Annotated in this window: 31 protein-coding genes and 1 pseudogene; 28 read left to right on the plus strand and 4 right to left on the minus strand. The window is 56.7% G+C overall.

What is annotated here, in order from left to right:
* The first annotated feature begins 107 nt into the window (after positions 1-107).
* The 18 genes and pseudogenes from CRO75_RS22700 (at position 108) to CRO75_RS22785 (ending at position 13,989) form a co-directional block, all read left to right on the plus strand.
* Positions 108-896 (plus strand): DUF6651 domain-containing protein, encoded by a 789-nt coding sequence (locus tag CRO75_RS22700; RefSeq protein ID WP_041983334.1) that lies wholly within the window; start codon positions 108-110, stop codon positions 894-896.
* A 75-nt stretch (positions 897-971) separates the two neighbouring features.
* Positions 972-2,120, plus strand: a complete 1,149-nt coding sequence (locus tag CRO75_RS22705) for a P22 phage major capsid protein family protein (RefSeq protein ID WP_097138353.1) — start codon at positions 972-974, stop codon at positions 2,118-2,120.
* A 57-nt stretch (positions 2,121-2,177) separates the two neighbouring features.
* Positions 2,178-2,513 carry a hypothetical protein gene (locus tag CRO75_RS22710; RefSeq protein WP_097138355.1) on the plus strand — a complete coding sequence of 112 codons (336 nt, stop codon included), beginning with the start codon at positions 2,178-2,180 and terminating at the stop codon, positions 2,511-2,513.
* 1 nt (position 2,514) lies between these two features.
* Positions 2,515-3,009 (plus strand): DnaT-like ssDNA-binding protein, encoded by a 495-nt coding sequence (locus CRO75_RS22715; RefSeq protein WP_097138357.1) that lies wholly within the window; start codon positions 2,515-2,517, stop codon positions 3,007-3,009.
* Positions 3,009-3,398, plus strand: coding sequence for a hypothetical protein (locus CRO75_RS22720; RefSeq protein ID WP_097138510.1), 390 nt, complete (start codon positions 3,009-3,011; stop codon positions 3,396-3,398). The genes CRO75_RS22715 and CRO75_RS22720 overlap by 1 nt, the downstream gene beginning before the upstream one ends.
* Positions 3,395-4,027: a hypothetical protein gene (locus CRO75_RS22725; protein ID WP_239990628.1), complete on the plus strand. Its 633-nt coding sequence runs from the start codon at positions 3,395-3,397 to the stop codon at positions 4,025-4,027. The genes CRO75_RS22720 and CRO75_RS22725 overlap by 4 nt, the downstream gene beginning before the upstream one ends.
* On the plus strand, positions 4,027-4,446 hold the full coding sequence (locus CRO75_RS22730; protein ID WP_097138361.1) for a phage tail terminator-like protein: 420 nt from the start codon (positions 4,027-4,029) through the stop codon (positions 4,444-4,446). Before CRO75_RS22725 ends, CRO75_RS22730 begins: the two co-directional genes overlap by 1 nt.
* 70 nt (positions 4,447-4,516) lie before the next feature.
* Entirely contained in the window at positions 4,517-5,173 is a 657-nt protein-coding gene (locus CRO75_RS22735) for a phage tail protein (RefSeq protein WP_097138363.1), read from the plus strand.
* Positions 5,174-5,176: 3 nt separating this feature from the next.
* A complete protein-coding gene (locus tag CRO75_RS22740; RefSeq protein ID WP_097138365.1) occupies positions 5,177-5,557 on the plus strand; it encodes a phage tail assembly chaperone in 381 nt (126 codons plus the stop codon).
* 65 nt (positions 5,558-5,622) lie between these two features.
* Entirely contained in the window at positions 5,623-5,874 is a 252-nt protein-coding gene (locus CRO75_RS22745; RefSeq protein ID WP_097138367.1) for a DUF1799 domain-containing protein, read from the plus strand.
* On the plus strand, positions 5,871-9,107 hold the full coding sequence (locus CRO75_RS22750) for a phage tail tape measure protein (protein ID WP_097138369.1): 3,237 nt from the start codon (positions 5,871-5,873) through the stop codon (positions 9,105-9,107). The genes CRO75_RS22745 and CRO75_RS22750 overlap by 4 nt, the downstream gene beginning before the upstream one ends.
* Positions 9,107-9,442: a phage tail protein gene (locus CRO75_RS22755; protein WP_097138371.1), complete on the plus strand. Its 336-nt coding sequence runs from the start codon at positions 9,107-9,109 to the stop codon at positions 9,440-9,442. Before CRO75_RS22750 ends, CRO75_RS22755 begins: the two co-directional genes overlap by 1 nt.
* A complete protein-coding gene (locus CRO75_RS22760) occupies positions 9,442-10,140 on the plus strand; it encodes a phage minor tail protein L (RefSeq protein WP_097138373.1) in 699 nt (232 codons plus the stop codon). Before CRO75_RS22755 ends, CRO75_RS22760 begins: the two co-directional genes overlap by 1 nt.
* A gap of 10 nt (positions 10,141-10,150) precedes the next feature.
* Positions 10,151-10,933: a Mov34/MPN/PAD-1 family protein gene (locus CRO75_RS22765; protein ID WP_097138375.1), complete on the plus strand. Its 783-nt coding sequence runs from the start codon at positions 10,151-10,153 to the stop codon at positions 10,931-10,933.
* 295 nt (positions 10,934-11,228) lie between these two features.
* Positions 11,229-12,779 (plus strand): hypothetical protein, encoded by a 1,551-nt coding sequence (locus CRO75_RS22770; protein WP_097138377.1) that lies wholly within the window; start codon positions 11,229-11,231, stop codon positions 12,777-12,779.
* Positions 12,780-13,004: 225 nt separating this feature from the next.
* The gene (locus tag CRO75_RS22775) at positions 13,005-13,601 is read left to right on the plus strand and encodes a hypothetical protein (RefSeq protein ID WP_143504012.1); all 597 of its coding nucleotides are present in this window, start codon (positions 13,005-13,007) and stop codon (positions 13,599-13,601) included.
* Between the two features lie 51 nt (positions 13,602-13,652).
* Positions 13,653-13,778 (plus strand): annotated as a pseudogene (locus CRO75_RS22780) (phage tail protein); the annotation flags it as partial.
* A gap of 25 nt (positions 13,779-13,803) precedes the next feature.
* Complete coding sequence (locus CRO75_RS22785) at positions 13,804-13,989, plus strand: hypothetical protein (protein ID WP_062822988.1); 186 nt, start codon at positions 13,804-13,806, stop codon at positions 13,987-13,989.
* Between the two features lie 3 nt (positions 13,990-13,992).
* On the opposite strand, the gene CRO75_RS22790 is transcribed toward CRO75_RS22785, so the two are convergent.
* Together CRO75_RS22790 and CRO75_RS22795 are read right to left on the minus strand one after the other, a co-directional pair.
* A complete protein-coding gene (locus tag CRO75_RS22790; protein WP_097138381.1) occupies positions 13,993-14,223 on the minus strand; it encodes a hypothetical protein in 231 nt (76 codons plus the stop codon).
* Positions 14,224-14,306: 83 nt separating this feature from the next.
* Positions 14,307-14,558, minus strand: a complete 252-nt coding sequence (locus tag CRO75_RS22795; RefSeq protein ID WP_097138382.1) for a protein L — start codon at positions 14,556-14,558, stop codon at positions 14,307-14,309.
* A gap of 314 nt (positions 14,559-14,872) precedes the next feature.
* Here CRO75_RS22795 and CRO75_RS22800 point away from each other — a divergent pair, with 314 nt between their 5' ends.
* Positions 14,873-15,478: a hypothetical protein gene (locus CRO75_RS22800; RefSeq protein WP_097138384.1), complete on the plus strand. Its 606-nt coding sequence runs from the start codon at positions 14,873-14,875 to the stop codon at positions 15,476-15,478.
* A gap of 21 nt (positions 15,479-15,499) precedes the next feature.
* Here CRO75_RS22800 and CRO75_RS22805 read toward each other — a convergent pair whose 3' ends face one another.
* Together CRO75_RS22805 and CRO75_RS22810 are read right to left on the minus strand one after the other, a co-directional pair.
* Positions 15,500-15,757, minus strand: a complete 258-nt coding sequence (locus tag CRO75_RS22805; protein WP_097138386.1) for a hypothetical protein — start codon at positions 15,755-15,757, stop codon at positions 15,500-15,502.
* 622 nt (positions 15,758-16,379) lie between these two features.
* On the minus strand, positions 16,380-16,808 hold the full coding sequence (locus tag CRO75_RS22810; RefSeq protein WP_177409781.1) for an Arc family DNA-binding protein: 429 nt from the start codon (positions 16,806-16,808) through the stop codon (positions 16,380-16,382).
* A 93-nt stretch (positions 16,809-16,901) separates the two neighbouring features.
* On the opposite strand from CRO75_RS22810, the gene CRO75_RS22815 reads away from it, so the two are divergent.
* The 9 genes from CRO75_RS22815 (at position 16,902) to CRO75_RS22855 (ending at position 25,045) form a co-directional block, all read left to right on the plus strand.
* Positions 16,902-17,054, plus strand: coding sequence for an Arc family DNA-binding protein (locus CRO75_RS22815; RefSeq protein ID WP_097138390.1), 153 nt, complete (start codon positions 16,902-16,904; stop codon positions 17,052-17,054).
* A gap of 70 nt (positions 17,055-17,124) precedes the next feature.
* On the plus strand, positions 17,125-18,030 hold the full coding sequence (locus tag CRO75_RS22820) for a BRO family protein (protein ID WP_097138392.1): 906 nt from the start codon (positions 17,125-17,127) through the stop codon (positions 18,028-18,030).
* Positions 18,027-18,602: a hypothetical protein gene (locus tag CRO75_RS22825; RefSeq protein ID WP_097138394.1), complete on the plus strand. Its 576-nt coding sequence runs from the start codon at positions 18,027-18,029 to the stop codon at positions 18,600-18,602. The genes CRO75_RS22820 and CRO75_RS22825 overlap by 4 nt, the downstream gene beginning before the upstream one ends.
* Entirely contained in the window at positions 18,595-19,053 is a 459-nt protein-coding gene (locus CRO75_RS22830) for a hypothetical protein (protein WP_097138396.1), read from the plus strand. Before CRO75_RS22825 ends, CRO75_RS22830 begins: the two co-directional genes overlap by 8 nt.
* 378 nt (positions 19,054-19,431) lie before the next feature.
* Positions 19,432-19,830 carry a hypothetical protein gene (locus tag CRO75_RS22835; protein ID WP_097138398.1) on the plus strand — a complete coding sequence of 133 codons (399 nt, stop codon included), beginning with the start codon at positions 19,432-19,434 and terminating at the stop codon, positions 19,828-19,830.
* Between the two features lie 43 nt (positions 19,831-19,873).
* Complete coding sequence (locus tag CRO75_RS22840; protein ID WP_097138400.1) at positions 19,874-20,515, plus strand: tail assembly protein; 642 nt, start codon at positions 19,874-19,876, stop codon at positions 20,513-20,515.
* A 78-nt stretch (positions 20,516-20,593) separates the two neighbouring features.
* Positions 20,594-23,866, plus strand: a complete 3,273-nt coding sequence (locus tag CRO75_RS22845; RefSeq protein WP_097138402.1) for a host specificity protein J — start codon at positions 20,594-20,596, stop codon at positions 23,864-23,866.
* 1 nt (position 23,867) lies between these two features.
* A complete protein-coding gene (locus CRO75_RS22850; RefSeq protein ID WP_097138404.1) occupies positions 23,868-24,170 on the plus strand; it encodes a hypothetical protein in 303 nt (100 codons plus the stop codon).
* Positions 24,170-25,045, plus strand: a complete 876-nt coding sequence (locus tag CRO75_RS22855) for a hypothetical protein (protein ID WP_097138406.1) — start codon at positions 24,170-24,172, stop codon at positions 25,043-25,045. The genes CRO75_RS22850 and CRO75_RS22855 overlap by 1 nt, the downstream gene beginning before the upstream one ends.
* The last annotated feature ends 35 nt before the right edge of the window (positions 25,046-25,080 follow it).

A 25,080-nucleotide genomic window follows, 5' to 3' on the forward strand; every position in this document is an offset into this window, starting at 1 on the left:
GAGGCCCTGGCAACCACCGGGGCTTTTTTATGGGCGCGATTCCGGAAGGATAGCGCCGCACCGGGCCGGATGGCCTACCAGATGGGCGGATGCCCGGAGATGAACCGATGAAACTGAAACTCGACGAACAAGGCCATGTGGTTGTCCAGGATGGAAAGCCGGTCTACACGCATGATGATGGAAAGGACGTGGCGTTTGACGCGCCGTCGGCTGTATCCAAAATCACTGCGCTGAACGCTGAAGCCAAAGGCCACCGTGAAGCCAAAGAGGCTGCCGAGACTCGAGCCAAGGCTTTTGAGGGGATCGACGATCCTGAAAAGGCTCGCGCCGCCCTGGCGACTGTTGCGAACCTCGACGCCGGCCAGCTGGTTCAGGCTGGCAAGGTTGAAGAGATCAAGGTCGCTGCAATCGCTGCCACCGAAGAGAAGTTCAAGGCTCAGGTTACTGCGCTCGCAGAGCAGGTGAAGACCGTCACTGCCGAACGCGATACCACCACCAACATCCTCTACCAGGAGAAAATTGGCGGCGCCTTTGGACGCTCCAAGTTCGTCACCGAAAAGATCGCCGTGCCGCCTGACATGCTGCAGAACACCTTCGGCAAGGCCTTCAAGGTTGAAGACGGCAAAGTGGTTGCCTACGGTGAGGACGGAAACAAGATCTACAGCCGTGCCCGTCCGGGTGAACTGGCTGACTTCGACGAAGCCCTGGAAGCCCTCGTCGAGCGCTACCCGCACCGCGACAACATCCTGAAGAGCTCTGCCGGTAATGGCGGTGGTGCTCCGAACAATGGTGGCAAAGGCGGTGGCGGCAAAACGCTTTCCCGTACTGCATTCGATGCGCTCGACCCGGCCGGCAAGGCTGATCACGCACGCAATGGCGGCACGGTTACTGACTGACCAAAGCCGCCGGGGGTTGCCCGGCAAGTAATCAATGCCCGCCTTTGAGCGGGCTTTTTTGTGGAGAAAGCCAAAATGGCGAACACCCTTAACGGCCTCGTGCCGGACCTGTACGAAGCGCTGGATGTCATTTCGCGAGAGATGACGGGCTTCATCCCGGCGGTATCCCGCGATTCTTCCGTTGCTCGTGCAGCGATCGGCCAGGACGTTCTGGTTCCGATCACCACCGAGGCGCCGGCGGCAGATAACATCCCGGGCGTAACCGCCCCTGACTCTGGTGACACCATTGTCGACAACGTCGCGGTCGCGATCACCAAGAGCAAGCACGTTCCGGTTCGTTGGAACGGCGAGCAAACCCGGGGACTGCAAAACGCTGGCACCTTTTCTTCCATCCAGGCTGACCGCTTCTATCAGGCGATGCGCACCCTGGTGAACGAGATCGAGAAAGACCTCTGGCTCGAGGCTTACCGTAATGCATCGCGCGCCTACGGCACCGCGGGTACCACGCCGTTTGGCACCGCCGCTGATCTGTCTGATTTCGCTGGCGTGCTGGGCATCCTCGAGCAGAACGGAACACCGACCAACGACCTGCAGTTGGTCCTGGGGCATTCGGCCATCGGCAACATGCGTGGCAAGCAATCTGGCCTGTTCAAGGTCAACGAGGCTGGCTCCAGCGACATGCTGCGCAATGGTATGACCGACCGCATCATGAACATGGCCATCCGTCACTCTCACCAGGTGGGGCGTCACGTTAAGGGTACCGGCGCTGCATACGTCACCAGCGGTGCTACTGCGGTAGGTGCGACCAACATCGCGTTGGCCACCGGTACCGGCACCGTGTTGGCCGGCGATATCGCGACCTTCGCCGCTGATGGCGACAACCAATACGTCGTTGGCACTGGCGTGGCCGCTCCGGGCACCATCACGCTGAATAAGCCAGGCTCGCAGATCCTGATCCCGACCGGCAACGCGTTGACCCTGGGTAACTCGTACACCGCAAACGTGGCGTTTGCCCGCTCGGCGATCGTTCTTGCAACCCGCGCCCCAGCAATGCCAGAAGGCGGTGACTCGGCAGACGATGTCATCACCATCACCGATCCGCTGACCGGCCTGTCGTTCGAAGTGGCGGTGTACCGTCAGTTCCTGCAAACGGCCTATCACGTCCGTCTGGCCTGGGGCTGCCGAGCCATCAAAGATGAGCATATCGGCCTGTTGATCGGCTAACTCAACCACAACGACAGCCAGGGGCTTCGGCCCCTGCGTTGTTTCTGGAGAAAGACAATGGCTGGACTGACGAAAGAACAGAAAGCGGCGAAGGCTCTTCTGGCAAAGGCAATCGAACTCAGTGGCTTGAGTGCTGAGAAATTCGAGAGTCTGGACGAGCAGGAGCGCGCCGACTGGAGCAAAAACGCGCAGGACGCACTTGATCTGGTGGCGCAAGAAGAAAGGCGTCTTGCCGATGAGGCGGCTGCTGCCAGCGCATCGAGCAAGTCCTTACCGGAAGATGCTGAGCCGGATTACAGCGGACTGGTACAAATGGAGCAGGACGAGGAGGAGATTCATGTGCACCCGTCCTGCGTAGACGATCACAAGCGTCTCGGTTGGAAAGAGGTTTGATATGGCTTTGGTGATCGAGAACGGCAGCGTGGTGCCAGGCGCTGATAGCTTTGCGACGACTGCTGAGCTGGTCACCTACGCCGCGAACTTCGGCAGGGTCATTCCGGCGGATGTGGTGGCGCAAGAGGCGCTACTGCGTCGGTCGGCTCTGCAAATGACCTCTTTGCCGTGGAAGGGGCAGACAGTGAGTCGAGACCAGGCGCTGTCCTGGCCCAGGGCGAACGTGAAGCGTCAGGGGTGGATTCTTCCTATCAATGAGATTCCAGCGCAGGTGAAGGCCGGCCAGCTCGCCCTGGCTGCAGAAATCCATGCTGATGACCTTGTTGATCCGACAACCAAGACGGGCGCAGTGGTTTCCGAGACGGTTGGCCCTATCAGCACAACTTTTGCCGTAGCCAGCGCTTCGGTGAGTAAGCCAGCAGCAACCCGGCAGTCTTATGCACAGTTCGCGGGGCTGCTGGAATCCTCAAGTCAGGTCAATCTGGTGAGAAGCTGATGGCAGACATTTATGATCGGGCGAAGGCTTCGGCTGCCCGCATGTTGGCGCCGAGATCGAAAGGCGGAAAGGGGCTGGAGTTGTCACTGCTCCAGATCGCGAGTGGCGAGTATGACCCTGAGACAGGCACCGGCGGCGAAACAACCACCACCTTCGAAGGCTCTGGCTTTCGAGAAAACTACAGCCTGAAGGATATCGATGGCTCATTGATCAAGCAGGGGGACGTCAAGATCCTTGTCTCGCCGCTACTGCTCGATGGCACCGATACTCCGAAGCCAACGACTCAGGACAAGCTGGTGTTCGATGGCGAGACGTACACGGTGCAGGCTGTTGACCCATGGAGTTACGCCGGCCTGATTGTCGGCTTCAGCGTGCAGGCCAGAAAATGAGCTTCTCACTCGATATCAAAGCCTATGTTGAAAAGACCAAAGGCAATGCTGAGCAGATTGTCCAGAAGGTCGCCATCGATATGCTTTCCAAGATCGTCGACAGGTCTCCGGTAGGCAATCCTGAGCTCTGGGCTGCCAACGTTGCGCACCGTCAGGCCAACACGCGAGCGGCTGACGACTACGACTTTAAGGTCTCTATCCGCAACACACTGATTAACCTGGACGAGAGCAATTTCACCAAGGCCGGCAAGCTGCGCCGTGGAGTGAAGTACGCCAAGCCACTGACCAAGACCGAGCGCACTCAGAACTTCGATGTGAACGGCCTGGTGGCGGGCAAGGATTATGTTGGTGGGCGATTCCGGGCCAACTGGCAGGTATCGTTCGACACAGCAAAAACCGGAACCCTGGATCTTGTTGATCCAGGAGGTGGGCCTACCAAGGCCATCGGAAGACTGATACTCGAGGGATTCAGTGGCGATGTAAGCAGCGTCTGGCTAATGAACAACCTGCCTTATGGACACCGCCTTGAATATGAAGGCTGGTCAAATCAGGCCCCGGCAGGGATGGTTGGCATCACAGCCACTGAGTTTCAGATGTTTGTGAACAAAGCCGTCGCGGAGCTTCCATAATGAGCGATCTGATCATACGCAGCCTGTTCGAAAAGCGGCTGAAGGTCTGGGCCGACGCCCGGGCTCCAAAGCTCCCCATTGCATTCGAGAACGTGCCATTTACGCCGCCTGCGGATGGCAGTGCGCACCTGAGGGCCTACCTTCTACCTGCTGATCCCGATAGCGAAGACCTTGAAGGGAAACACACTTCATATCGTGGGGTGTTTCAGGTCAGCGTAGTGACGAAGGCAGGAAGTGGGCGCGGCGGTGACGGCTTGATTGCGGAGGAGCTACAGGCTCTTTTCCCAAACAATTTAGAGCTCAGCAAAGCCGGGTTTTCGGTATTCGTTCGGTCCCAAATGGCTACAGCTTCTTCGCTCCAAAGTGACACCACAAGCACGCTGCCGGTGAGGCTCACATACCGAGCAGACACCTTCTAATCGCCCATTGGGCAAACCACTGAACCCGCCATTGAGCGGGTTTTGTCATTTCTGCAAAGAGGAAAAACCCATGGGCTACAAACTCCCGAACGGCGGTACCTTCCAGCATGCCGCGACCTATGCTGCTGTGCTGGCATTCACCGCGATCACCAACGCATCCGAGGCAGTGGCCACGGTCGTCGGCGCCACCTTGTCCGCCGGCGATATCGTTTTGCTCAGCTCTGGCTGGAGCAAGCTCGATAACAAGGTGGTGCGTGTGAAGGCGGCCACTGCAACTGCGATCACCCTGGAAGGGATCGACACCACCGACACCCAGATTTTCCCGGCCGGTGGTGGGGCTGGCAGCATGAAGAAAGTGTTGACCTGGGTGCAGATTCCGCAAGTCACCGATCTGGCCTTCTCCGGCGGTGAGCAGAACTACCTGGACGTGGTGTTTCTGGAGAATGATCAGGGCAAACAGATCCCGACCGACAAGTCCGCCGCCAGCATGGTGCTGACTATCGCTGATGACCCGGCCCAGGCTTTCAACGCGGTGTTGCTGGCGGCTGACGCTGGCAAGCAGGTGCAGGCTGCACGCCTCAATCTGCCGGGCAATGACTCGCTGCTCTACGGTGCCTATACCTCGTTCTCCAAGCAGCCCGCGGTTTCTCGCAACAATCTGCTGACTCGCACCGTAAACCTGGCGCTGCAGGCCGAACCGACCCGCTATCTGACAGCGGTGGTGTAATCCATGGCTAAGTTCACGCTGATCCAGAACCCGACCTTCAAGGCCGACGTGATGATCCCGCGCGTCGGCGGCGAACCAGTGAAGGTGGAGTTCGAGTTCAAGTATCTCGACCGAACTGCCCTGGCAGCTCTGTACGCTGAGTGGGGCGAGCGTCACAGGGAGCTGGGGCTGAAGGTCGAGGAGATGGACCTGAAGGAGTTCACCGCTGCCAAGATCGACCTGGAAGTCGATCAGATCAAAGCTGTAGTGGCGGGCTGGGACATCAAGGAAAAATTTACTGAGCAGAACATTCGCATCCTGGTCACCTCGATCGTTTCGGTTTCTGGTGCGGTGCTTGCTGCGTACTCCGAAGCCTTCAACCAGTCCCGCCTGGGAAACTCCTAAGCGCCGCGCGCGCCCTCTATGAGCAGGGGCCATCCGCTGATGAGCTGAGGGCCTTTGGCTTCCTGGTGGGTGATCTGTCTGGTCAGGAATGCGAGGTCTGGCCGGATAACTGGCCAGCTTTCACTGTCTTCGAAGCCATGAGCACCCAGTGGCGAGTGGGCGCGTGCGGCGCTACCGGCTTGGACTATGCCGTCCTACCCAGCGTTATTCGAATGTGTGGCGTCCCGGTAAAGGATCGGCAAGTCATCTTCAGCGATATCCGGCACATGGAGGCTGAAGCCCTGCAGGTGATGGCGGAACAGAGAGATAACAAATGACCGATTTCACATCGCTTGGCATCAGGATTGATACCGCTGACGTTTCGAAGGCCAGCGATTCCCTGGATGAGCTGGTCGATGCGGCCGAGGGTGCAGAGAAGGCTGTCGACGACCTTGGCAAGGCAGGCGAAGGCCTGGCCAACACAGGGAAGAAGATCAGCCAAGCGGAGACGGAGGCCGCCCAGGGCATCGATAAGGCTACCGGTGCAAAAGAGCGCCAGGTCGACGCCAGTCGCAAGGCCGGCACCAGTGCTGCCAGCGAGATCGCGATCATCAGCCAACTCGACAAGGCAATGTCCGGCAACATCGGCAGCATTGAGCAGCTGATTCAGGCTGAAGGCCTCCTTGAGCGCGCTCGCAAGGGCGGTCTTGTCACCATCGAGCAGCAGGAGTCCTATCAGGATCGGCTCGGCAAGGCCTTCGACCGAATCGAGAAGGCCGAAGCCAAGGAGCTTGCACAGAAGCAGCGTCTGATCGACGCTGAGAACCGCCAGATCGAGGCGCTGAAGCGCACGGTCAACGGGATAGACCCGGTCACTGCCAAGCTGGCCAAGCTGGAAGCGCAAGAGAAGGCTGCGCACGAAGCTTTTCGGCTAGGTGCAATCGATGTTGACGCCTATAACGCGGCCCTGGCCAAGGTCGGAAAGGATCGGTCCGGTTTCACTGCGACAGAGGGGGCTTTTGACAAGCTGAAGCTCGGCACCCGCCAGGCGCAAGAAAATGTGATGCAGTTGGCCAACGCCCTGCAATCTGGCGATTGGGGCAGTGGTGCACGGGCAATTGCCCAGCTTGGAGCAGGTGCTGGCACATCAGCAACGAGCCTTATTGCTCTGGCTGCACCTATCGCCCTCCTCACGGCAGCAATCGGCGGATTGGCATATGCCTATTACAAAGGCAGTGAAGAGCAGGACGCCTTCAACAATTCACTGATCCTGACTGGCGGATCAGCGGGGCTTACCGCTTCTCAGCTTGGAGTCATGGCCAAACAGGTCGGCGATACCGTTGGGACGACGGGGCAGGCGGCTGAGGTTCTGGCGACTCTAGCTGGAAACGGAAAAATAGCCGGAGAAAGTTTCCTGGGCATTACTCAGGCTGCCGTCTCCATGCAAGAAGCAACCGGCAAGGCGGTAAGCGAGACGATCTCCGAGTTCGCGAAGATCGCTGACGAACCAGTAAAGGCTTCGGCTGCGCTCAATGAGCAATACCACTACCTGACTGCCTCGGTTTATTCGCAGATTGTGGCATTGGAGGAGCAAGGCAAGCATGCGGAAGCCGTGAAGCTGGCGACCGATCAGTATGCTGACGCTATCAATAATCGAACCCCGAAAATCCTTGAAAACCTCAGCCTTTGGGAGAAGGGCTACAACCTCGTCGCGAGGGCTGCAGACAATCTCAAGAATGCCGGTCGCAGCCAAACCAATGCGGAACGCATTCAGACGGCACGGGAGACACTGAGCCGACTGGAAAGTCGCGGTGGTAGCGAAATGATCCCTGGCGAAGATGTCGTCTACATCGGTGAAAAAGGCAAGCAAAGTCTCAGGGACTACATCAAGGGCCTCGAAGTAAAAGATGCAGCTGAGACCAAGTACACCAAGGATCAAGCTGCCCGCCAAAAGATCGAGGATGACGCGAGTGCAGCGACCACTCGGGCGGATGCACGGCATCTGGCTAACCTTTCCAACGAGGCAAAGCGTGCTCTTGAGATCAAAAAAATCAATGAGGACACTGAGAAAATTCGTGCGGCAAATCCCAACGACAAGCGGGTTTCTGCTGAATATGTCGCCGGGCAGATCAAGGACGTAAACGAGAAGTACAAGGATCCGAAAGCAGCAGCTACTCAGGTCGACCTGACCGGCTTCAACAACTCGAAAAACGCCCTCACCGGCATCCTGTCCGAGTACAAGAACGCCCAGAAGGAACTGGAAGCGGCGCAGAAGGCTGGCCTGGTCTCCCAGGCGGATTATCTGCTCAAACGTCAAGCCATGATCGGCAATGAGCGTGATGAGGTCTCCGCGGCTTACGAGGCGGAGATCTCGGCGCTCGAAGCGACCAAGGGCAAGGCCGGCACCTCGGCGGCCCAGCGCATTCAGCTGGACCAGAAGATTGCCGACGCCCGTGCCTCCATGGTCAAGGCACAGAAGGATGCCGACTCGGAACTGGCTGTGTTGGCCGCGAACGAGGAGGGCAGGCTCAAGAAGCAGGCCCAGGCTGTCAGCACCTATACCGGAGCCCTGCAGCAGCAAGTCGACACTTTGCGCCGGCAGGGGCAGCGTGCGGCCGCAGGCCTGGGACAGGGTGACCGGCAGCGCGGCCTGACCGACCAGCAAAACGGCATCGACGACCGGATCAACCAGCAGCGTCTGACCTTGGCCGACCAGTATGGCGACGGCTCCCGTGGCATGAGCCTCGACGAGTACAACCAGAAGCTGGCGGCCCTGGACAAGACTCAACGGGACCTGCAGGAAACGGCGATCTCCAACTACGACGAGATGACCGCTGCCCAGGGCAGCTGGAGCGCCGGCGCTACATCGGCCTGGCAGAACTACCTAGAGTCGGCTCGTGACGTTGCAGGCCAAACGAAAAGCTTGTTCACCAACGCCTACAGCTCCATGGAGGACGCGGCCGTCAACTTCGCGGTGACCGGAAAGGGCTCGTTTTCCGACTTCACCAAGTCGGTGCTGGCGGATATGGCTCGGATTGCCACCCGCCAGGCATCCTCTGGGATTCTCAATGCAATTGTCGGAGCAGGCGCCAGGTACCTCGCTGGAGGGGGCAGTGCTGGCAACGGACTGGCTTCGGGATCGGCTGGTGCAGCTTCGTCGAGTCTCGGAGCATCCCAGGCGGGTTACACCAGTGTCGACTTCTCTGGTTTCAGGGCCTCGGGCGGGCCCGTCGATCCAAACTCTTTGTATCGGGTGAATGAGCTTGGGCCTGAACTGTACAGCGAGGGAGGGAAGTCCTACCTGATGACGGGCGCGAACGGCGGCAGTGTCACACCACTGACAACTGCAGGCGGGTCTGGCATGGCCGCTTCGGGCCCATCAAGTGGGGCGCCTCAAGTTTACATCAGTATCTCTAGTGACGGTAAGACGGACGTTTCGAGCGATCAATCGGGGCTGGAAAATTTTGGAGTCGAAATCGGCAAACTCGTAGAGCAGAAATTCAAGCAACTAGAAGCGAAATCGTTGAGCCCTCAAGGCAACATCCGCAAGGCAATTCAGGGGAGGGGGTAATGGCTGACATATTTCCATTTCGCCCGGACAAGTCGGTTCCGGTTGCGTTCGCCCAGCGGACGCGATCGGCCACTTTTGGAGGCTACAAACAGACCGCCGGAGATGGGCTCAATACCGAAACCCAGGTCTGGTCGCAGATCTTCACAGGCTCGAAGGAAAGGATTGTCGCGATCCTTGCCTTTCTGCGAGCTCATCAGGGCTATAAATCCTTCATTTGGGTTACGCCACTCGACGGGCCGCTGTATTTCACCTGTGGCACTTATGGCGCTACACCACAAGGCGGAAGCGCCTGGGTGCTCACCGCCACCTTTGAACAAACTTTCCAGGTGCAGTGATGGCTGAAAGTATTTATGAGGACATACAGAGGCTAGAGGTCGGCCTGTATGTCGAGCTATTTGAGCTCGACTTGGCACCTATGGGTGGTGACACCTATCGCTTTCATGGGTATACACAGCTTGGGCCCATATTTTGGCAAGGCATCGAGTATTCGCCTTGGCCGATCAAGATTGAAGGTCTGGGTATGACCGGGGAGGGCCAACAGTCAAACCCTTTGCTCACTGTCGGAAACGTCACTGGCTTCATTACGGCGCTCTGTGCGACCTATCAGGATCTGGTAGATGCCAAGCTACGCCGGCATCGAACCCTGGGTCGTTATATGGATGCTGCCAACTTCCCTGGCGGCAATCCGGAAGCCGATCCGGATGAACACTTCGCCTCTGACAGCTATGTCATCGATCAAAAGCAATCCGCCGACGCCGAGGCCGCTGTCTTTGTCCTGAAGTCACCCCTTATTGCCACTGACCGCAAGCTACCTGGGCGGCAGATTGTTGCGAACTGCTGCCAGTGGTCCTCCATTGGTGGCTACCGCGGTGCCTACTGCGCTTGGGCTGGATCGAACTACTTCACCGACAAGGATGTGCCGACTGATGACCCCGCCAAGGATATGTGCTCTTTCACCCTGAAGGGCTGCAAGCTCCGCTGGGGTGAGAACAACCAATTGCGTTATGGGTCGTACCCCAGCGCCGGGAATTGAGGGGCATCGCATGAAGCTCAATAAAACCATCATCGATGCTGTCTACGCGCATGCTGAAGCAGAAAACCCCAAGGAGTGCTGCGGCGTTGTGGTGCTGAGCGGAGGAAAGAAGTGCTACCTGCCGTTGCCAAATTCTGCCGTAGCTCCCGAGAAGGACTTCCGTATCAGCGCGGAAAGCTGGGCCGATGCTGAAGACCAGGGAGAGCTTGTGTGTGTTGTGCACAGCCATCCGGGGCAGTCAGCTCGACTTAGTGGCGCGGACCGTGTCTCGCTCGAGGCTACCGAGCTACCTTGGATGATTGTGGAGGTGCGTGAGGGCAGGCCCGTATCGCACCTGATCCATTTGCCGACCGGCTACCAGGCGCCGCTGTTGGGGCGCTCGTTTCATCATGGTGTCCTTGACTGCTACACGCTGGTTCGCGACTACTATCGACGCGAACTGGGTATTGAGTTGGCAGACTACGAACGTGAGGACGGTTGGTGGAATGGCACCGAAGACCACTACATGAACAAATATGAGGCGACGGGCTTCCATCAAATCGACCCGGGCGAGCTTCGTCAGGGGGATCTGATCATCATGCAGGTCCGGGCAGAGAAGGCCAACCACGCTGGTATTTACCTGGCCGATGGGAAGCTGCAGACCGAGCCGAATCACCATCCGATGCCTGGGTGCATCCTTCACCATCTTTACGGCAAAGATTCCAAGCGAGATATCTTCGGTGGGTACTGGCGAGATACAGCGCGCCTGTACCTGCGTCACAAAGATGCAGATGTAACAGCAAGTCCTAAGTAGCTGGGTATTTATACAGGTTGCGCGATAGGATTGCGAAATTGCATTCCACTTAACCACCCGTTTGCATTCGACCTGACCAGTCATTTGCATTCGTTCTGACCACCGATTGCATAGGATTTGACCAGCGAGCTCTGTAACCATGATCGGGAGAGAACGGCCAAGAGCTGCCGCACGCCTCGGCGGCGCGGGCGACCGCAATGTAATCAAGAGGGGTCATTGGTCGCTCACACGATTTCGATGCACGTGTAGTGAGCGGCCCAGATATGCTGTGGAATCGCAGACTAGGGATAGCAGGATGAGCAACAAGACCGCCTGGGAGAAAGCAGCTGAGGCACAGGGCACGACCGATTCGGAGCGTGCCCTTGCGCGGCTCGCCCGCAAGGCGTTCCTGAGTCTGTGGAGCTACCCGAACGTTCACAGCGACGAAGGGAGATCAAGCGGTAAGGGGGATGGCAAGGAGTTGGTAGACCTGCTGGTGGTCTTTGGCAACGACGTGCTGCTGTTCTCCGACAAGCACTGCGCGTTTCAGTCGGACGTGGACATCAAGGTTGCCTGGCCGCGTTGGTACAAGCGAGCAATCGAGAAGTCAGCAAGGCAGCTTGCAGGGGCCGAAAATTTCCTGCGTCGTTTCCCAGGCCGCGTGTTCGTCGACAAGTCATGTCAGACCAAGTTGCCCGTGGAACTCCCGAACCCAAGCTTAGCCCGCTACTTCCTGATTGCCGTCACGCGAGGCGGCCATGAGGCAGCAGTTCGGTACTTCGGCGCTGGAAGCAGCGGCAGCTTGATGCTCAACAGCATGCTTGAGGGCAACGCCCACCACGAACGCCCTTTTGAAGTCGGCTTCCCACTGAAAGGCCGCCGCTTCGTCCACGTCCTCGATGAGGTGACAGTCGACGCCCTCTTAGAGGAACTGGACACCGTCCCGGACCTTGTCGACTACCTAACCTGCAAGGAGCGCTATTTCGGTGCGAACGGCGTCTTCATGCACGTTGCTGGTGAAGAGGAATTGCTTGCGCAGTACATGTGCACGATGGAGAACGGTCGGCACACCTTGCCCAAGGTGCCCCCTGCCACTGGTGCCGTCGCCCTCCTGGAGGGAGATTGGCGGTTCTACCGCTCAAGCCCTCAGCGAGCGGCCAAGCGCGAGGCCGATCAGGGCAGCTACATGTGGGATGCACTCATTGAGTACCAAGCATCCTTCGTTCGCGCAGGAACAGCGGTTGGGCTCCCCGAGATACCGCCGGAGACCGTCGACCATGAGCGAATCCTGCGCGCCATCGCAGCAGAGCCCCGACTGGCAAGGCGCGAGCTCGCCTGTCATTTCCGCTTCGCGCTCTCGAAGAGCGAGCCCGGTAAGAAGTTCGCACGCATGATCCTGAGCGGCGACAACATGTCCCGCGGGTACGTATTCCTGACTGTTCCAAAGCCGCCGAATGTTGACTACCAGGATTACCGGGAGATGCGCTCGGCTGCACTGCTCGCATACTGCCACGGCATCAAGCTGCGCTTTCCCCGCGTGACCGAAGCGATTGGTATTGCATCCGAGCCCTTCTCCGAGAAAGTAGCTTCGCAAGAATTCTTGTACGTCGACCTTACTCACGAGATGAGCTCAGAGGAGTCCGCCGTTTGGAAGGGCGCAATGGAGGAGCTCGACGTACTACAGACACCGAGCAAGGATGTGCAGTACTTCGGCGGAAGAAGTCACGAATTCCCGATGCCGTTCAACTTCAGTGGTGCCAAGTTCTACGAGTACGAGTCTGGCACCCCAATGAACCGAGCTGAGCGACGCAGAATGGCGAAAGAAGCTCGAAAAGAAGCCAAGAAGGTGAACAAGAAAAAGCGCTAGACGCCGAGGTTCAGGCGATGGCGGTGCGAAAGCGAGCCCACTGTGGGATCGGCTGTAAGCTTCCTTTAATACCTGATGTTCATGGGGGGGCAGGCGAACGGCCGCTACGGGCCAAAACGTATTGGTCAAATCCAATGCAAATGACTGGTCAGATCGAATACAAACAGGTGGGCAAGTCTGTGCAATTACTTAATAGGATGAAGCTGTTCAGCACCTGGATTCATAATGCTGAAACCACATTTTTATGGAAGAAATCACTTGGCATACATCACAGCGTTGACCCCTACTTTGATCCTTGCAATGTCGATTGGACTTGGCCTCTCCAAGGACAATTGGTTTCTTGAGTTTGGCTTAGCCATAGTGGTGGTGTCGACTGCCACCTCAATGAGTTTGGCGTTCCTTGGTGGACGCAAGGCAACTCAGGCCAAAAAAGTAGAATTTGAATCGTTTCTTCCTGAGGTCGATGAGGGCGAGTCCAGCTCTTTCAGGTATTCAAGCGACATTATGGGAGTGGATACGAGCAACCCGATCAAGCATCTCCAGAACCAAATAGACGATATCAAAAGGGTCACAGATCAGGATGAGAGAAATTTCAAATCTGGCCTTAGCTTTAATGAGGCGCGCATCGATAGCTGTCTGGCGCAGATCAGATATCACGAGGAAGTAACTCTTCCGAAAATTCTTGGCCAGGGCTCTGGGGCGATCATCCTGGCAGGAGCGCTCACAATCATAGGGTCTGCCTATCTGGCCTTCCCAGGATGGCTGTACAACACCTTCTCATTGTTGGCGAATGTTCTGATGGGAATGGTTTCAGCGCGCTGATTTCCAGACTGCCCCGAGCCTGAATTGCCCGGGGAGGCCGCCGAGGTATTCGGCCCAGGGCCTTTCCTACTGCACCACCTGTATGGCCGCCCAAGCGAAATCATCGTTTTCGGCGGGCCCTGGCTCGATCGAACGCGCCTGATCCTCAGACACAAAGATGCACAACCAACCACATGATGCGGCAGGGCCGCGGGAGAAGGATATGAAGCAAATTAAAGATGCTGGAAGTACAAGCGATGCCGTCCAGGAGAATGGGCGGACCGATGTTTCCAAGCAGAACTTGGCGGGCCGCTGGCACGTCGTCATGAAGAAATGCGAGCGCAGCGGCCTGCTTTATGCTGCTGGATTTGGAATGGGGCTGGCAGCTACTCAAGCGCTGTCGGCATAGCGCTTAGGATAGGCGTGCCAAGACATGGTCAATTAATTCCACGTACTGGACTTGATTTCCGTTGCGTATCTGTACGGATTTTAGGTCCTCAAGTTCATTTCTCAGCGCCTCTTTATCTAAAGGCTCAAGTTTATTTAGCGATGAAACAACCGCCATCAACATGTTGAGAATTGCGGATGGAATAGTGTTTACCGCTTGCTCAAGCTCGTGAAGGCGTTGGTCTACAGTCTTCATTTGACCTCCTAGGTCATAAACGCGCCGAAATTGGCGCAACCCCAGTCCTTGGGCTTGCAGGCAAAGGGCTGGGGAGGAGCTGATTAGCCTTTGGTTTGTGTCATAACCACGAGCTTCCATCGAACAGGCTTGTTCTGGCACTCATGTTGAGTCTTGTTCTGTGGTGGGAACTTGTCATCTTTGTTGGAGGTGATTTCGTCGCCGCAACTCACGCATTTGTAGATACCCGATACCGGTACTACAGAAGCAATGCTATAGGTGTTCACCCAGTGAGCATTTTCAGGCTGATTTGTGTTCAGGACTAATGGTCGAGTCTCTTGTGTTACCAGTGCCATTTCCAACTCCTTGTGTGTGTTTGGCGGCGCAACGCTACTACGCCTGGATCCAGTACTGCCACTGGCCTTTCGTCCACACTGGATGTCTGGTCAGGATCAGTTTCAGGGATTTTTGCCGGTGCAGTATTGAGGCAGTAAAAAGCCCAGCCCCGCGCTGGGCTTGTTCGTTTCTCCCCACCTTAGAACTACCAGCATGATTTGGCTGGCAGGTGCAGGAGCCTGGGAAGAGGGGCGTTACCGGCTTTCCCTCCAGGTTGGATGGGTGGACAAGCTCGGGTTATCGTGTTCGTCACACCATCGGGCTTGGAGGCCTCGTGACTACCAGAAGCAGTGAAGAAATACTGGCGCACTATATCGAAACTATGGGCGAGCCACTCGGTCAGGCGTTCTGGCATCTCAACCAGAAAGTCCTTGAGGTGCATCTTGTTTGGGAGCAGTACAAGCAGCTTTATGGTGGGAGTGAGGAGACTGTGCGTCTCCTGAATGAGACGGCCGGTCTTTTTTTCATGGTTGTGCAAGACAGCCTCTGGGACTCAGTTCTCCTCGGGATTTGCAGACTAACTGATCCAGCGCAGATGTCCGGGAAGCAAAACCTCTCAATCCGAACGCTGCTTCCTTTGATCGCAGACGAAGGGCTGCGACAACAAACGGAAGAACTGTGCAATGAAGCGCTATCAAAGGCCGAATTCGCTCGGGATCACCGTAACAAGCGGATTGCTCACGAAGACAAGAATCGCCTCTACGATCGGCAAGCGCATCCGTTGGGCGGTATAAGCAGGGCGCTGATCAAGGAGATGCTTCAGGCGATTACTGCAGTCATGAATGCAATCAATGTGTTCTACTGTGATACCACGATGTTCTATGACGACATTAGCTCGGGCGGTGATGCTGCTTGGCTGGTGTATAAGCTTGAGAGCTGATTTTTGCTTGCCAATGGACATTCATCTTGGACCAGGCAAGGGATCGAACATATTGAGGAGCATTTCCTCATGCTTCTTCTGCTTGACGGTGTAGAACATGCGCCGCTTCAAGAGAATCGTTTTCATGCTCTGGGCTGAGAGAAGTTGCCCGGCTTTGACTTGGAGCACTTCCGCTCTGCTGTCGCGGGTGTCGGTCACCTCGATAATGTAATGGTCTATCGTGCCGTCGTCTCGCTTGATGTCGCCAAGACATTTGAAGTTGTAGGTTGGCTCTGTCATTCCGCTCTCCAGGTTGATTAGGCTCGTGCAGGAGCTGGTAGGCCAGCATGCGAGGGGTCAGCAGAGACGTCTGCCCCGACGCTTGACCCTGCTCCTAGCCTTCAGGATGTCGTCTACTCGAGTAGAGGCTGATAGCCAGGAAAACTCAAAGATTAGAAGCGGTACACCTGTGAGCGAGGCGTACAGGATGGCCATACCATAGCTTTTATGTACTTCAGGCGGAGCAAACCCAAAGCTGGCGATACATGCCGCAGTGCTTGCAATGAATGCCCCCAATAACAGATAGCTCGATGCGATTTCTCGGTTGATTCTGGCGCTATCAAATCTGGCGGACTTTATTCGTTTAAGCCTTTTACAACGTTTCGCTCGATAGATTCTTCTAACGCTGCCTTTGGCACTTGCAAACCATAATGGGGCGTGTCCACGCACCCATCGGTAAATATTAGGCATCCAGCCAACCATTCCAGAAACGGCAGCGCCGATCCAAAACTGTGGATTTGTAAGCCATTCATCCATGAAGCGATCCATCTATAGAAGAGAAGGTGAGAACTGTTGTTCCGGGATTTGTACGAGCGAAAAAAGCCCGGGCTGGACCGGGCTTTAAGTTTTATTCAGGACTGACCTATGAGTCTTCAAACGATACCGATAGGTACAGCGGGCCGTCCCACTCTGCAATATATCCAGCATCCTCGAGGTAACTACTGATGGAGGCTGAAAGATCCTCAAAAGCTTTGTCAGAAAGAAACTCTAGCTCCAGGTCGCGTACTTCAATCTCAGTGCTGGCATGACCAAACTTAATTGCGCGGCTAACGCTTTCGGCTACACGGTTTTTGATAACCGATGAGATTTTTTGCCTGGAGGCGGCGGCAAGTTCTTTAGCCTTTGCGGCAGGGAGAAGTGTCTGCGCCGGTAATGTCTCAGCCAGACCATCTTCAAGCCGAGCAACGATCTCGGCATTTAGTGAGCGCTTAGCCTCTTTGGCCGATTCCTCGACTTTTTCTCGAAGCTCGGCAGGCATGCGCAATTTGAATTGGGAATCTTCTCTACTCATGTGTCGAATAATGGACCACGGTGGTGTTGACATCAATGGGACCACCGTGGTTCTATTTGTTCGGGATCACGGTGGTCCTAAGAGGATGCAGGTATGCGTACAGACCCACAGATGAAAGTGAGACTGCCAGAGGAGTTGAAGCAATGGGTGGAAAACGAGGCCCAGAAGAACTGCCGCTCACAAACGGCAGAAGTCGTTTTTGCTCTGCTGGAAGAGAAGAAGCGACGAGAGCAAGCAGCAGCCTAAAACGAAGAAACCCCGGTGTGGGGACACCAGGGCTTCGGGAAACGAGATCAGCTTCGAGGAAGAAATCGTCATGAGTGATGCTACCGCAATTCCAAAAGAAAACAATGTCCAGCGTCAGACGGCTGCAATTATCCCGTTTAGCTTCGATAAGCAGCAGGTTCGTACGCTTCTGATTGATGGTTTGCCATGGTTTGTCGCGGCAGATGTATGTGCGTCACTGGCGATTGCCAACGTGTCGCTCGCGGTAAACGGTCGTGCTGACCGAGATTCTGACGGCCTGGACGAAGACGAGAAGGGTATTGCCACTGTCAATACCCCCTCTGGCGCCCAAGAAATGCTGGTCGTTAACGAGTCAGGACTGTATGCCCTGATCTTCAAGAGCCGAAAAGCCGAGGCCAAACGGTTCAAGAAGTGGGTTACTGCTGAGGTTCTTCCTGCTATTCGAAAAACCAGTTCCTACACCGACAGCCGTAACAAAATGGCCACCTTGATTGATGATGTGATCGGCGTCAGCGGCACCAACCTGATTAACGGGGTCATCGGTCAAAAGGTTGCAAAGCTTCCTGCCGGGATTCGGCGGCAGGCGAAACACAAGCTTCACGCGGTCCTGCATACACGGTTCAACGTTCCGCGTACTGAGCTAATCCCAGCAGACAAGCTAGATGTAGCTTGCGAGTATCTGGCGGCCTACGCGCTTGAGGGCGAGTTTCTCCCAAAAGACAGCAGCCAGGGCAACGGCTTGCCTAGTCAGCTTTCTCCGACTCAGCGCTTCCTTGTTTTCACGGATCACGCAGGCCATCAGCAAGTGCAGCCCATCTCCCGGGAAGCCTGCGTAATGACCCATCGCGAAATGATCAGCGGAATGATCGCCGGCGACATCATGGTGTCGACGCCAGAGATGTTCGAGTTTCTCGCAGCTGTCACCGAGAACCTTCGGCTTCGCTCGCTGAACCAGGCGCGGAGGGCGGCAGCATGAGTATGGAATTGCTTACCCTGAAAGTGCGCGGTACTTCGCCATTGATGATGCACAGCGACAAGCTGGCCAATCCTTTGCACCCAGCGACCAAGGCTCACAAGGAGTTGACCGGCAAGCGTAAAAAGACCGACGACGATCACCTAGCTATCGCCAAGTCTGAATTCATCGCCGGCGTGTACTTCGATGAGCGCTCAGGGATCCACGTTCCGGGCGCCAACTTCGACGCGACATTTCTGGCCGGCGCGAAGCTGCAAAAGCTGGGCACGCATTGGAAGCGGGGTGCGCTGGTGATGACCGACAAGGCGGCGCTGGAGTTTGACGGCCCTGTCACCCCTGAGGCGCTGTGGGACGATCAGCGCTTCGTTGACTGCCGCGGCGTCAAAGTCGGCCAGGCAAAAATCATGCGCTACCGCCCGATCTTCCTCGACTGGGCGTGCCAGCTTGAAGTGGCGATCAACACCGATGTTCTGGACATGCAGGAGGTGCGGAAGGCCATTGAGGATTCCGGCAAGCTGATCGGTGTCTGCGAGTATCGCCCTCGCTTCGGGCGATTTGAGGTGAGTTATGTCTGAGGTGACGAAGTATCCGGCACACAAGCAGGCGGTCGAAGACTTCCTCAAGGAATTCGCGTATGGCGGCCTGGTCGGCCATGACTGGCTTGAGGCGCGATTCGGCATGCTGTCCGTGGGCGAATCCAAGCTGCTCACCCAGGAGCAGTTCAAGGCGCGCCAATTCGAGTGGCTCGCCAGTGTTGAGGCATTCAAGGAAGAGCTGCTCAAAGAGCATCAGGTCTGTCTTCAATCGGTACGCGGGCGCGGATATCGCTGGGTGCCACCCCACGAACAAACCGGTGTCGCGATGGAAGAGCTTGGCCGAAATGTGCGCAAGGTTTTTCGCGGAGCCGGCCAGAAGCTACGCCATCTGCGGATCACTGAGCTGACGGACGAGCAGCGGAAAACCAGTCTGGATGCAGTTGCCAAGCTTTCCGCTCTGCAGGGAATGGCAAGGAAGGAGCTCAGTTAATGCAGCGTCATGCCCTTTCCTGCGAGAGGGCATCGCGGTGCGAAAGCATCAGCCATCGAGTCACGGTGCGTCGGGGTAAGGTTTGCCAAGTTGTGCTTAGCTTTGGTTTTGCATGGGCTGACAACAGCGTAATGCTCCTTCAGCGAGGGAGTATTGCGGTGCGAAAGCATCATCAGGCGTGGCGAGACAAGGTTGGGTGAGGCTTGGCTAGGTCGGGCATGTTTAGGTGCGGGCTGACAACAGCGTAATGTTCCTTCGCGAGAGGGGATATTGCAGTGTAGATGCGTCGCTGTAAGGACGCCATCCAGCATGCGCAGGGTTTTCGTGTTGATCCCTTGTTGGTGATAAAGTCTCGCCAAATCACGATGAGGGATCAGCATGCGAATATTGATTGGGGCGCTGGTTTTGGCGGGGTTAGTGGGGTGCTCGACATCGCCAGTTTCCGTAGACAAAGCCGATCCGGTTCCTGTCTCGAGACTTCATGCATTTTCTGGGAAAAGTGATGCGAGGCTGGTCGTTACGCGTGATTCAGGTTTATTTGGATCTGGAGTCAACTACAGCATATACATCGATGGCACGCTGGCAGCTGAGTTCGCATCTGGTGAAGTTGCGACGTTTGGTATCAGCTCTGGTAAGCACATCCTTGGCATTCGTCCAAGCACCATGTTTGGCGGTACGATGCATGAAGCAGAAATAGACGTTAAGGCTGGCGAGCTTGTGCGCCGCCGCATATCACTCGACGGAGGTGGGTTTTACCTCACGCCTACCGCCTACTAGAACAGACCCGCTTCGGCGGGTTTTTTATTGCTTGGAGAAAGACATGTCCACTGCTATCGAGTACAGCTCTGATCAACGACTGCGCACCATTCGTCTCTACGGGAAGCTTGGGGCGCGCTTCGGTCGAGTTCATCTTTTGGCGGTTAACTCTGCTCGCGAAGCAGTTAGGGCACTAGGGGTATTACACAAAGGGTTCAATGAATATCTAGCCAAATCAAAAGATACCGGGATTGTCTTTGCGGTGTTCTATGGCAAGCGAAACATCGGAGAGTGTGAGCTCGGCGATCCACCGAGCAACAATGACATTCGAATTGCGCCAATTGTGCAGGGCAGTAAGAACAGCGGAGGTCTACAAACAGTACTTGGTGCTGCGCTGTTTGTAGCGGCAGTGTATTTCTCCGGCGGTTCTGCTGCTGGATCTGCCGGGCTTTTTGGCGGTTCGGCCGCCTGGGGAATGGTCGGCTCTGTCGGCATCTCGCTCGCCCTCGGTGGCGTAGCTCAAATGGTCGCCGGCACCGCGCCTGGTATCGAGAGCTCAGAAGCGGCCGACAATCAGCCCAGCTATAACTTTAGCGGCATCAAAAACACGGTTACTCAAGGCAACCCGGTTCCTCTCTGCTACGGCGAGATGGTGGTTGGCTCGGCCTGTGTGTCCTTGGGGGTTGTCGCAGAAGATCAGCAGTAGGCGACCGGCTGCCACAGCACAACAACGACTCAGAAATCCCAAGACCGCTTCGGCGGTTTTTTTCGCCTGGAGAAAAGCATGGGCGTAATACACACATTCGGCGTCGGCGGCTCGAAGGGCGGTAGCGAGAAACCACATTCGCCTGTTGAAAGCCCGGACAGTCTGATCAACACCAGCTACGCCAATATCCTCGATGCCATTAGCGAGGGGCCGATTGTTGGCTTGGTGAATGGAGCCCAGTCGATTTTCTACAACCAGACTCCCCTGGCCAACACCGACGGTAGCTTGAACTTTACGGGGGTGACCTGGGAGCAGCGCACGGGCGAAGCCGAGCAGGAATACATCCGCGGCTTTCCGGCGGTTGAGTCTGAGACCACCGTAGGAGTTGAGCTGAAGTTCTCTCAGCCTTGGACGCAGGCGATCAGCAATAGAGAGTTATCGGCCATCCGTGTTCGCCTTGGCGTGTCGACGCTGTATATGACTGAGTCAGACGGAGACACCGTTGGGTACTTGGTGAAATACGCGATAGACCTCTCCTCGAACAACGGCGATTACGTTACCGTCCTGACCCAAGCGTTCGATGGCAAAACAACTGGAGGCTATCAGCGTAGCCATCGTATTGATTTGCCTCCATCTGATGGAGGCTGGCAAATCCGTATTCGCCGCCTGACCCCTGACGCGCCGAACTCCAGTATTCAGGCCAACACCTCGATCATCAGCTACACCGAAGTGATCGATGCAAAGCTTCAGTATCCGTACACCGCACTGGTCGGTACGAAGATTGATGCTTCGCAATTCAACGCAATCCCTGAGCGCGCCTTCCATATCAAGGGGCGCATCATCCAGGTCCCAAGCAACTACGATCCATCCACCCGCACCTATACCGGGTCGTGGGATGGCACGTTCAAGCTGGCCTGGACCGACAATCCGGCTTGGATTTATCGCGACTTGATCCTCAATGATCGTTACGGTCTTGGGGCCGTGATCAGTGACAGTCAGGTTGATAAATGGTCTCTCTATCAAATTGCCGGCTATTGCGACGAGCTGGTGGATGACGGGAAGGGCGGGAAGGAGCCGCGCTTCACCTGCAATCTCTATCTACAAAGCCGCGCCAATGCGCTGACCGTGCTGCAGGACATGGCTAGCGTTTTCCGCGGTATGAGCTATTACGCCGGCAGCGAGGTAATGGTGTCGGCGGATATGCCGAGTGACCCGGTCTATACCTACACAAATGCCAACGTGATCAATGGCAAATTCAGCCGTGCAGCTTCGAGTGGCTCAACCCGCTACAGCGTTTGCAAGGTCTCTTGGTCTGATCGAACCAACTTCGGGGCCACCAAGGTCGAGTTCGTCCAGAGCCAAAAGGCAATTGCTAGGTATCAGATCCGTGAAACCGAAACCACTGCCTTCGGCTGCATATCGCAGGGGCAGGCTCAGCGGCTAGGCCAGTACATCCTGCTGACCAATCACTACGAAACTGACACCGTGAGTTTCTCCGTCGGCATGGATGGCACTATTGCCCGTCCTGGCCAACTGATTCGGGTTGCCGACGAAAACTACAGTGGCAAACCAATGTCCGGTCGAATCAAAGCCGCCACCGTTGGCGGCGTGACGCTGGATGCTGATATTGAGGCAGAAGCAGGGGATACACTCGTTGTCATTCGTCCAACTGGCACTGCTGAGGCCCGGGTCATTCAAAGTGTGGCAGGTCGCGCCCTGACTGTGACTGAGCCTTTCTCGTCGGCACCGACGACCCAGTCTGTCTATACGATTGAGTCGGCGGAGCTGAAAGCTGAGGTGTTCAGAATTTTGTCTGTTACTGAGAATTTCGGCGATGACAAGCTTCAGTACGACATCGTTGCTGTGCAACACAACGCAAGCAAATTTGCGGCAATTGATACCGGCGCTCAGATTGTCACCCTTCCTACGACTGTTTTGCCCTCTGCCGTCCAGGCAATGCCGACCAACGTTGCTCTGTCCACTTTCGACACAGTTCGACAAGGGGTCAACGTTGCAACCATGCGTATTACCTGGACCGCTCCCAAAGGTTCTGCCAGCTACAATGTATGGTGGCGAAGGGGCTCGAGCGATTGGGTTTTTGGTGGGCGCGTATATACGGCGTCAATTGAGGTGCCAGGAGTATATACGGGCACTTATACAGCGCGCGTAGCTGCCATAGGGCCGAACGACAATAGTTCGTTGTGGGCATACTCCGAAGTAACTGAACTCTATGGGAAGACCGGCAATCCGCCGTCGGTGTCGTTCCTGACCCCGACGAGTCTTGTCTATGGCATCCGCCTGGACTGGGGCTTCCCTGCGGGCGCAGAGGACACCCAGCGCACCGAGATCTGGTACAGCAAAACCACGTCGCTGGCTGACGCGATCAAGCTGGGCGACTTCGCCTATCCGCAAGCTCGGCACGAAATGCAGGGCATCCTGGCGGGGGCCTCGTTTTTCTTCTGGGCGCGCCTGGTCGACCGCACCGGCAACGTCGGCCCGTGGTACCCGACGGGCATTGGGATCAACGGCCAGGCCAGTTCTGACCAAACCGAATACGAGGAGTATTTCTCCGGCCATATCGGCGAGTCCGCCCTCGGCCAACACCTGGGCGATCGAATCAACCTGATCGACGGCCCTGCTGACCTGCCCGGGTCGGTCAACAACCGCATCCAGGTGGTATCGGGTGAGGTATCGGCGATCTCGGAAAAGGTTGACGGTGTGTTTGCCCAGGTAAACCCACCGATGGCCGGTTCCACCGAGGATCTGGCCGGCTCGACGGAAAGCTTCGTTGGCGTCTGGTCGGTGCAGTCGGCTGTGATCGAGGGCGACGTGGCCACGGGCAAGCTGGTCGAAACTGTCCAGGCTCAGGTGGGCCAGAACAGCGCCGTAATCCAGGAGGTCAGTCAGGCTCAGGTCGCCCTCGATGGCAAGGCCTCGACGATGTGGTCTGTGAAAATGCAGATCGATTCTGCGGGGCGCTATGTCGCCGCCGGTATCGGGCTCGGCATCGAAAACCAGAACGGCGTCTTCCAGAGCCAGTTCATCGTCAGCGCGGATCGCTTTGCGGTTGTGAGCGGGATGGGGGGCACGCTGGGCGCTCCGTTTGTTATCCAGAACGGACAGACGTTCATCAACTCGCTGTTCGTCGCCGAGGCCTCGATCACCAACGGCAAGATCGGCGGGGCGCTTTACTCCCTCGACTACGTGCCCAACACAACCGGTTGGATGCTGCCACGGACTGGCGCCTGGGAAATGAACGGCAGCAACGGTGCCGGCCGGCTTCAGATCAACAACACCTCCATCAAGTTCTACCACCCCAATGGTGTGGTAGGCATCGACATGAGTCTCTGACATGACCGGCCTGACACTGAAAACCGCGGGCGACGTTGTGCTGGTGGATATGACGATGAAGATCAGTCAGATGGTCGGCAGCGTGGTGACTGGCGGGGCCAATGGTTCCGCTACGATCCCGCTGCCGCCGGCCGGCAAGACCATGTTCTTCATCGTGGTCCCGCTGGTGGACCTGCAGCGCGAAAAGGGCAAGCGGCCGGGCGTTGTTCTGTCTGGCACGACGCTCTCCTGGTCCTACTCCTACAACACAAATGGCTGGGGGTACTTCTCGGCCAACTGCCAGATCTATTACGGGTACTACTGATGGTTGCGAGATTGGTTGTGACGAAGGACACCGGCGAGTTGCTGTTCGACACCAGCAAGATCTGCTACGGCCTGGTGAAAAGTGGAAATCTGGCGTACCTCGAGAACTGGGCCAGGTACTACTTGAAGTCCGCCCAGCTCGACCCGAGCGACGGGGCAAACTGGGCGCCTGAGTCAGATCCTGCCCGGGGCGATCCTGCTTATGGCTTCACGGTGACGAACGCGCTTTCGCCGATCGTGTTCATCACCGGGCCGGGTTGCCTGAATGGTGTGTCTCGTTCCGGCAGCAGCATGACGTTCATCTACATCAACGCCGATGCCAACACCAAGTTCTATTGCTTCGACCTTATGGCCGACAACATCCCCGGCAGCCCCTACCTGAAAACGCGGCTGGAGGACGGCAGGATCTCGTTCAACTCGCTTCAGCCACCTTTAAACGTTCTTGCGGCAATACAAGCCCCGGCTCCCCCAGCGCACCCGCCGGCGTGGCCTGACTGGTACGGGACAACCTATGTCGGGGGCTACAACGTTCAGCGCCGCGGAATGGTGTCTCCGAACTATTCGCCGGCGCTGGACAGTAGGGTAGACATCGGCCTGGCAGGTGAGGAGTACGCGGCATACCTGCCTTGGTCACGCTCGGCCATCTGCCTGAACGGCGATGCACAAACGGGGTTAACTGTCACTGTTTCGGAAGGCGCATACGGCAGGGTTGGCGGCATCAGCTTCATGTTCGGTGCTGCTGGGGCCACAACGATAGGAAACACCCCATCCGGGACTGGAACACCGGCCGGCAATAACTTTCGCAACATTCCAACGGACAGATATCCGACTGCCCTGGTTATCAGGACGGCAGGGCTACCGTTCCCGTATCAGTAAGCGCACTACTTTCCTAAGCCCTCCATGCGAGGGCT

The sequence above is a fragment of the Pseudomonas sp. LAMO17WK12:I10 genome, assembly GCF_900215185.1.
In the GTDB taxonomy this organism is placed as follows: domain Bacteria; phylum Pseudomonadota; class Gammaproteobacteria; order Pseudomonadales; family Pseudomonadaceae; genus Aquipseudomonas; species Aquipseudomonas chlororaphis.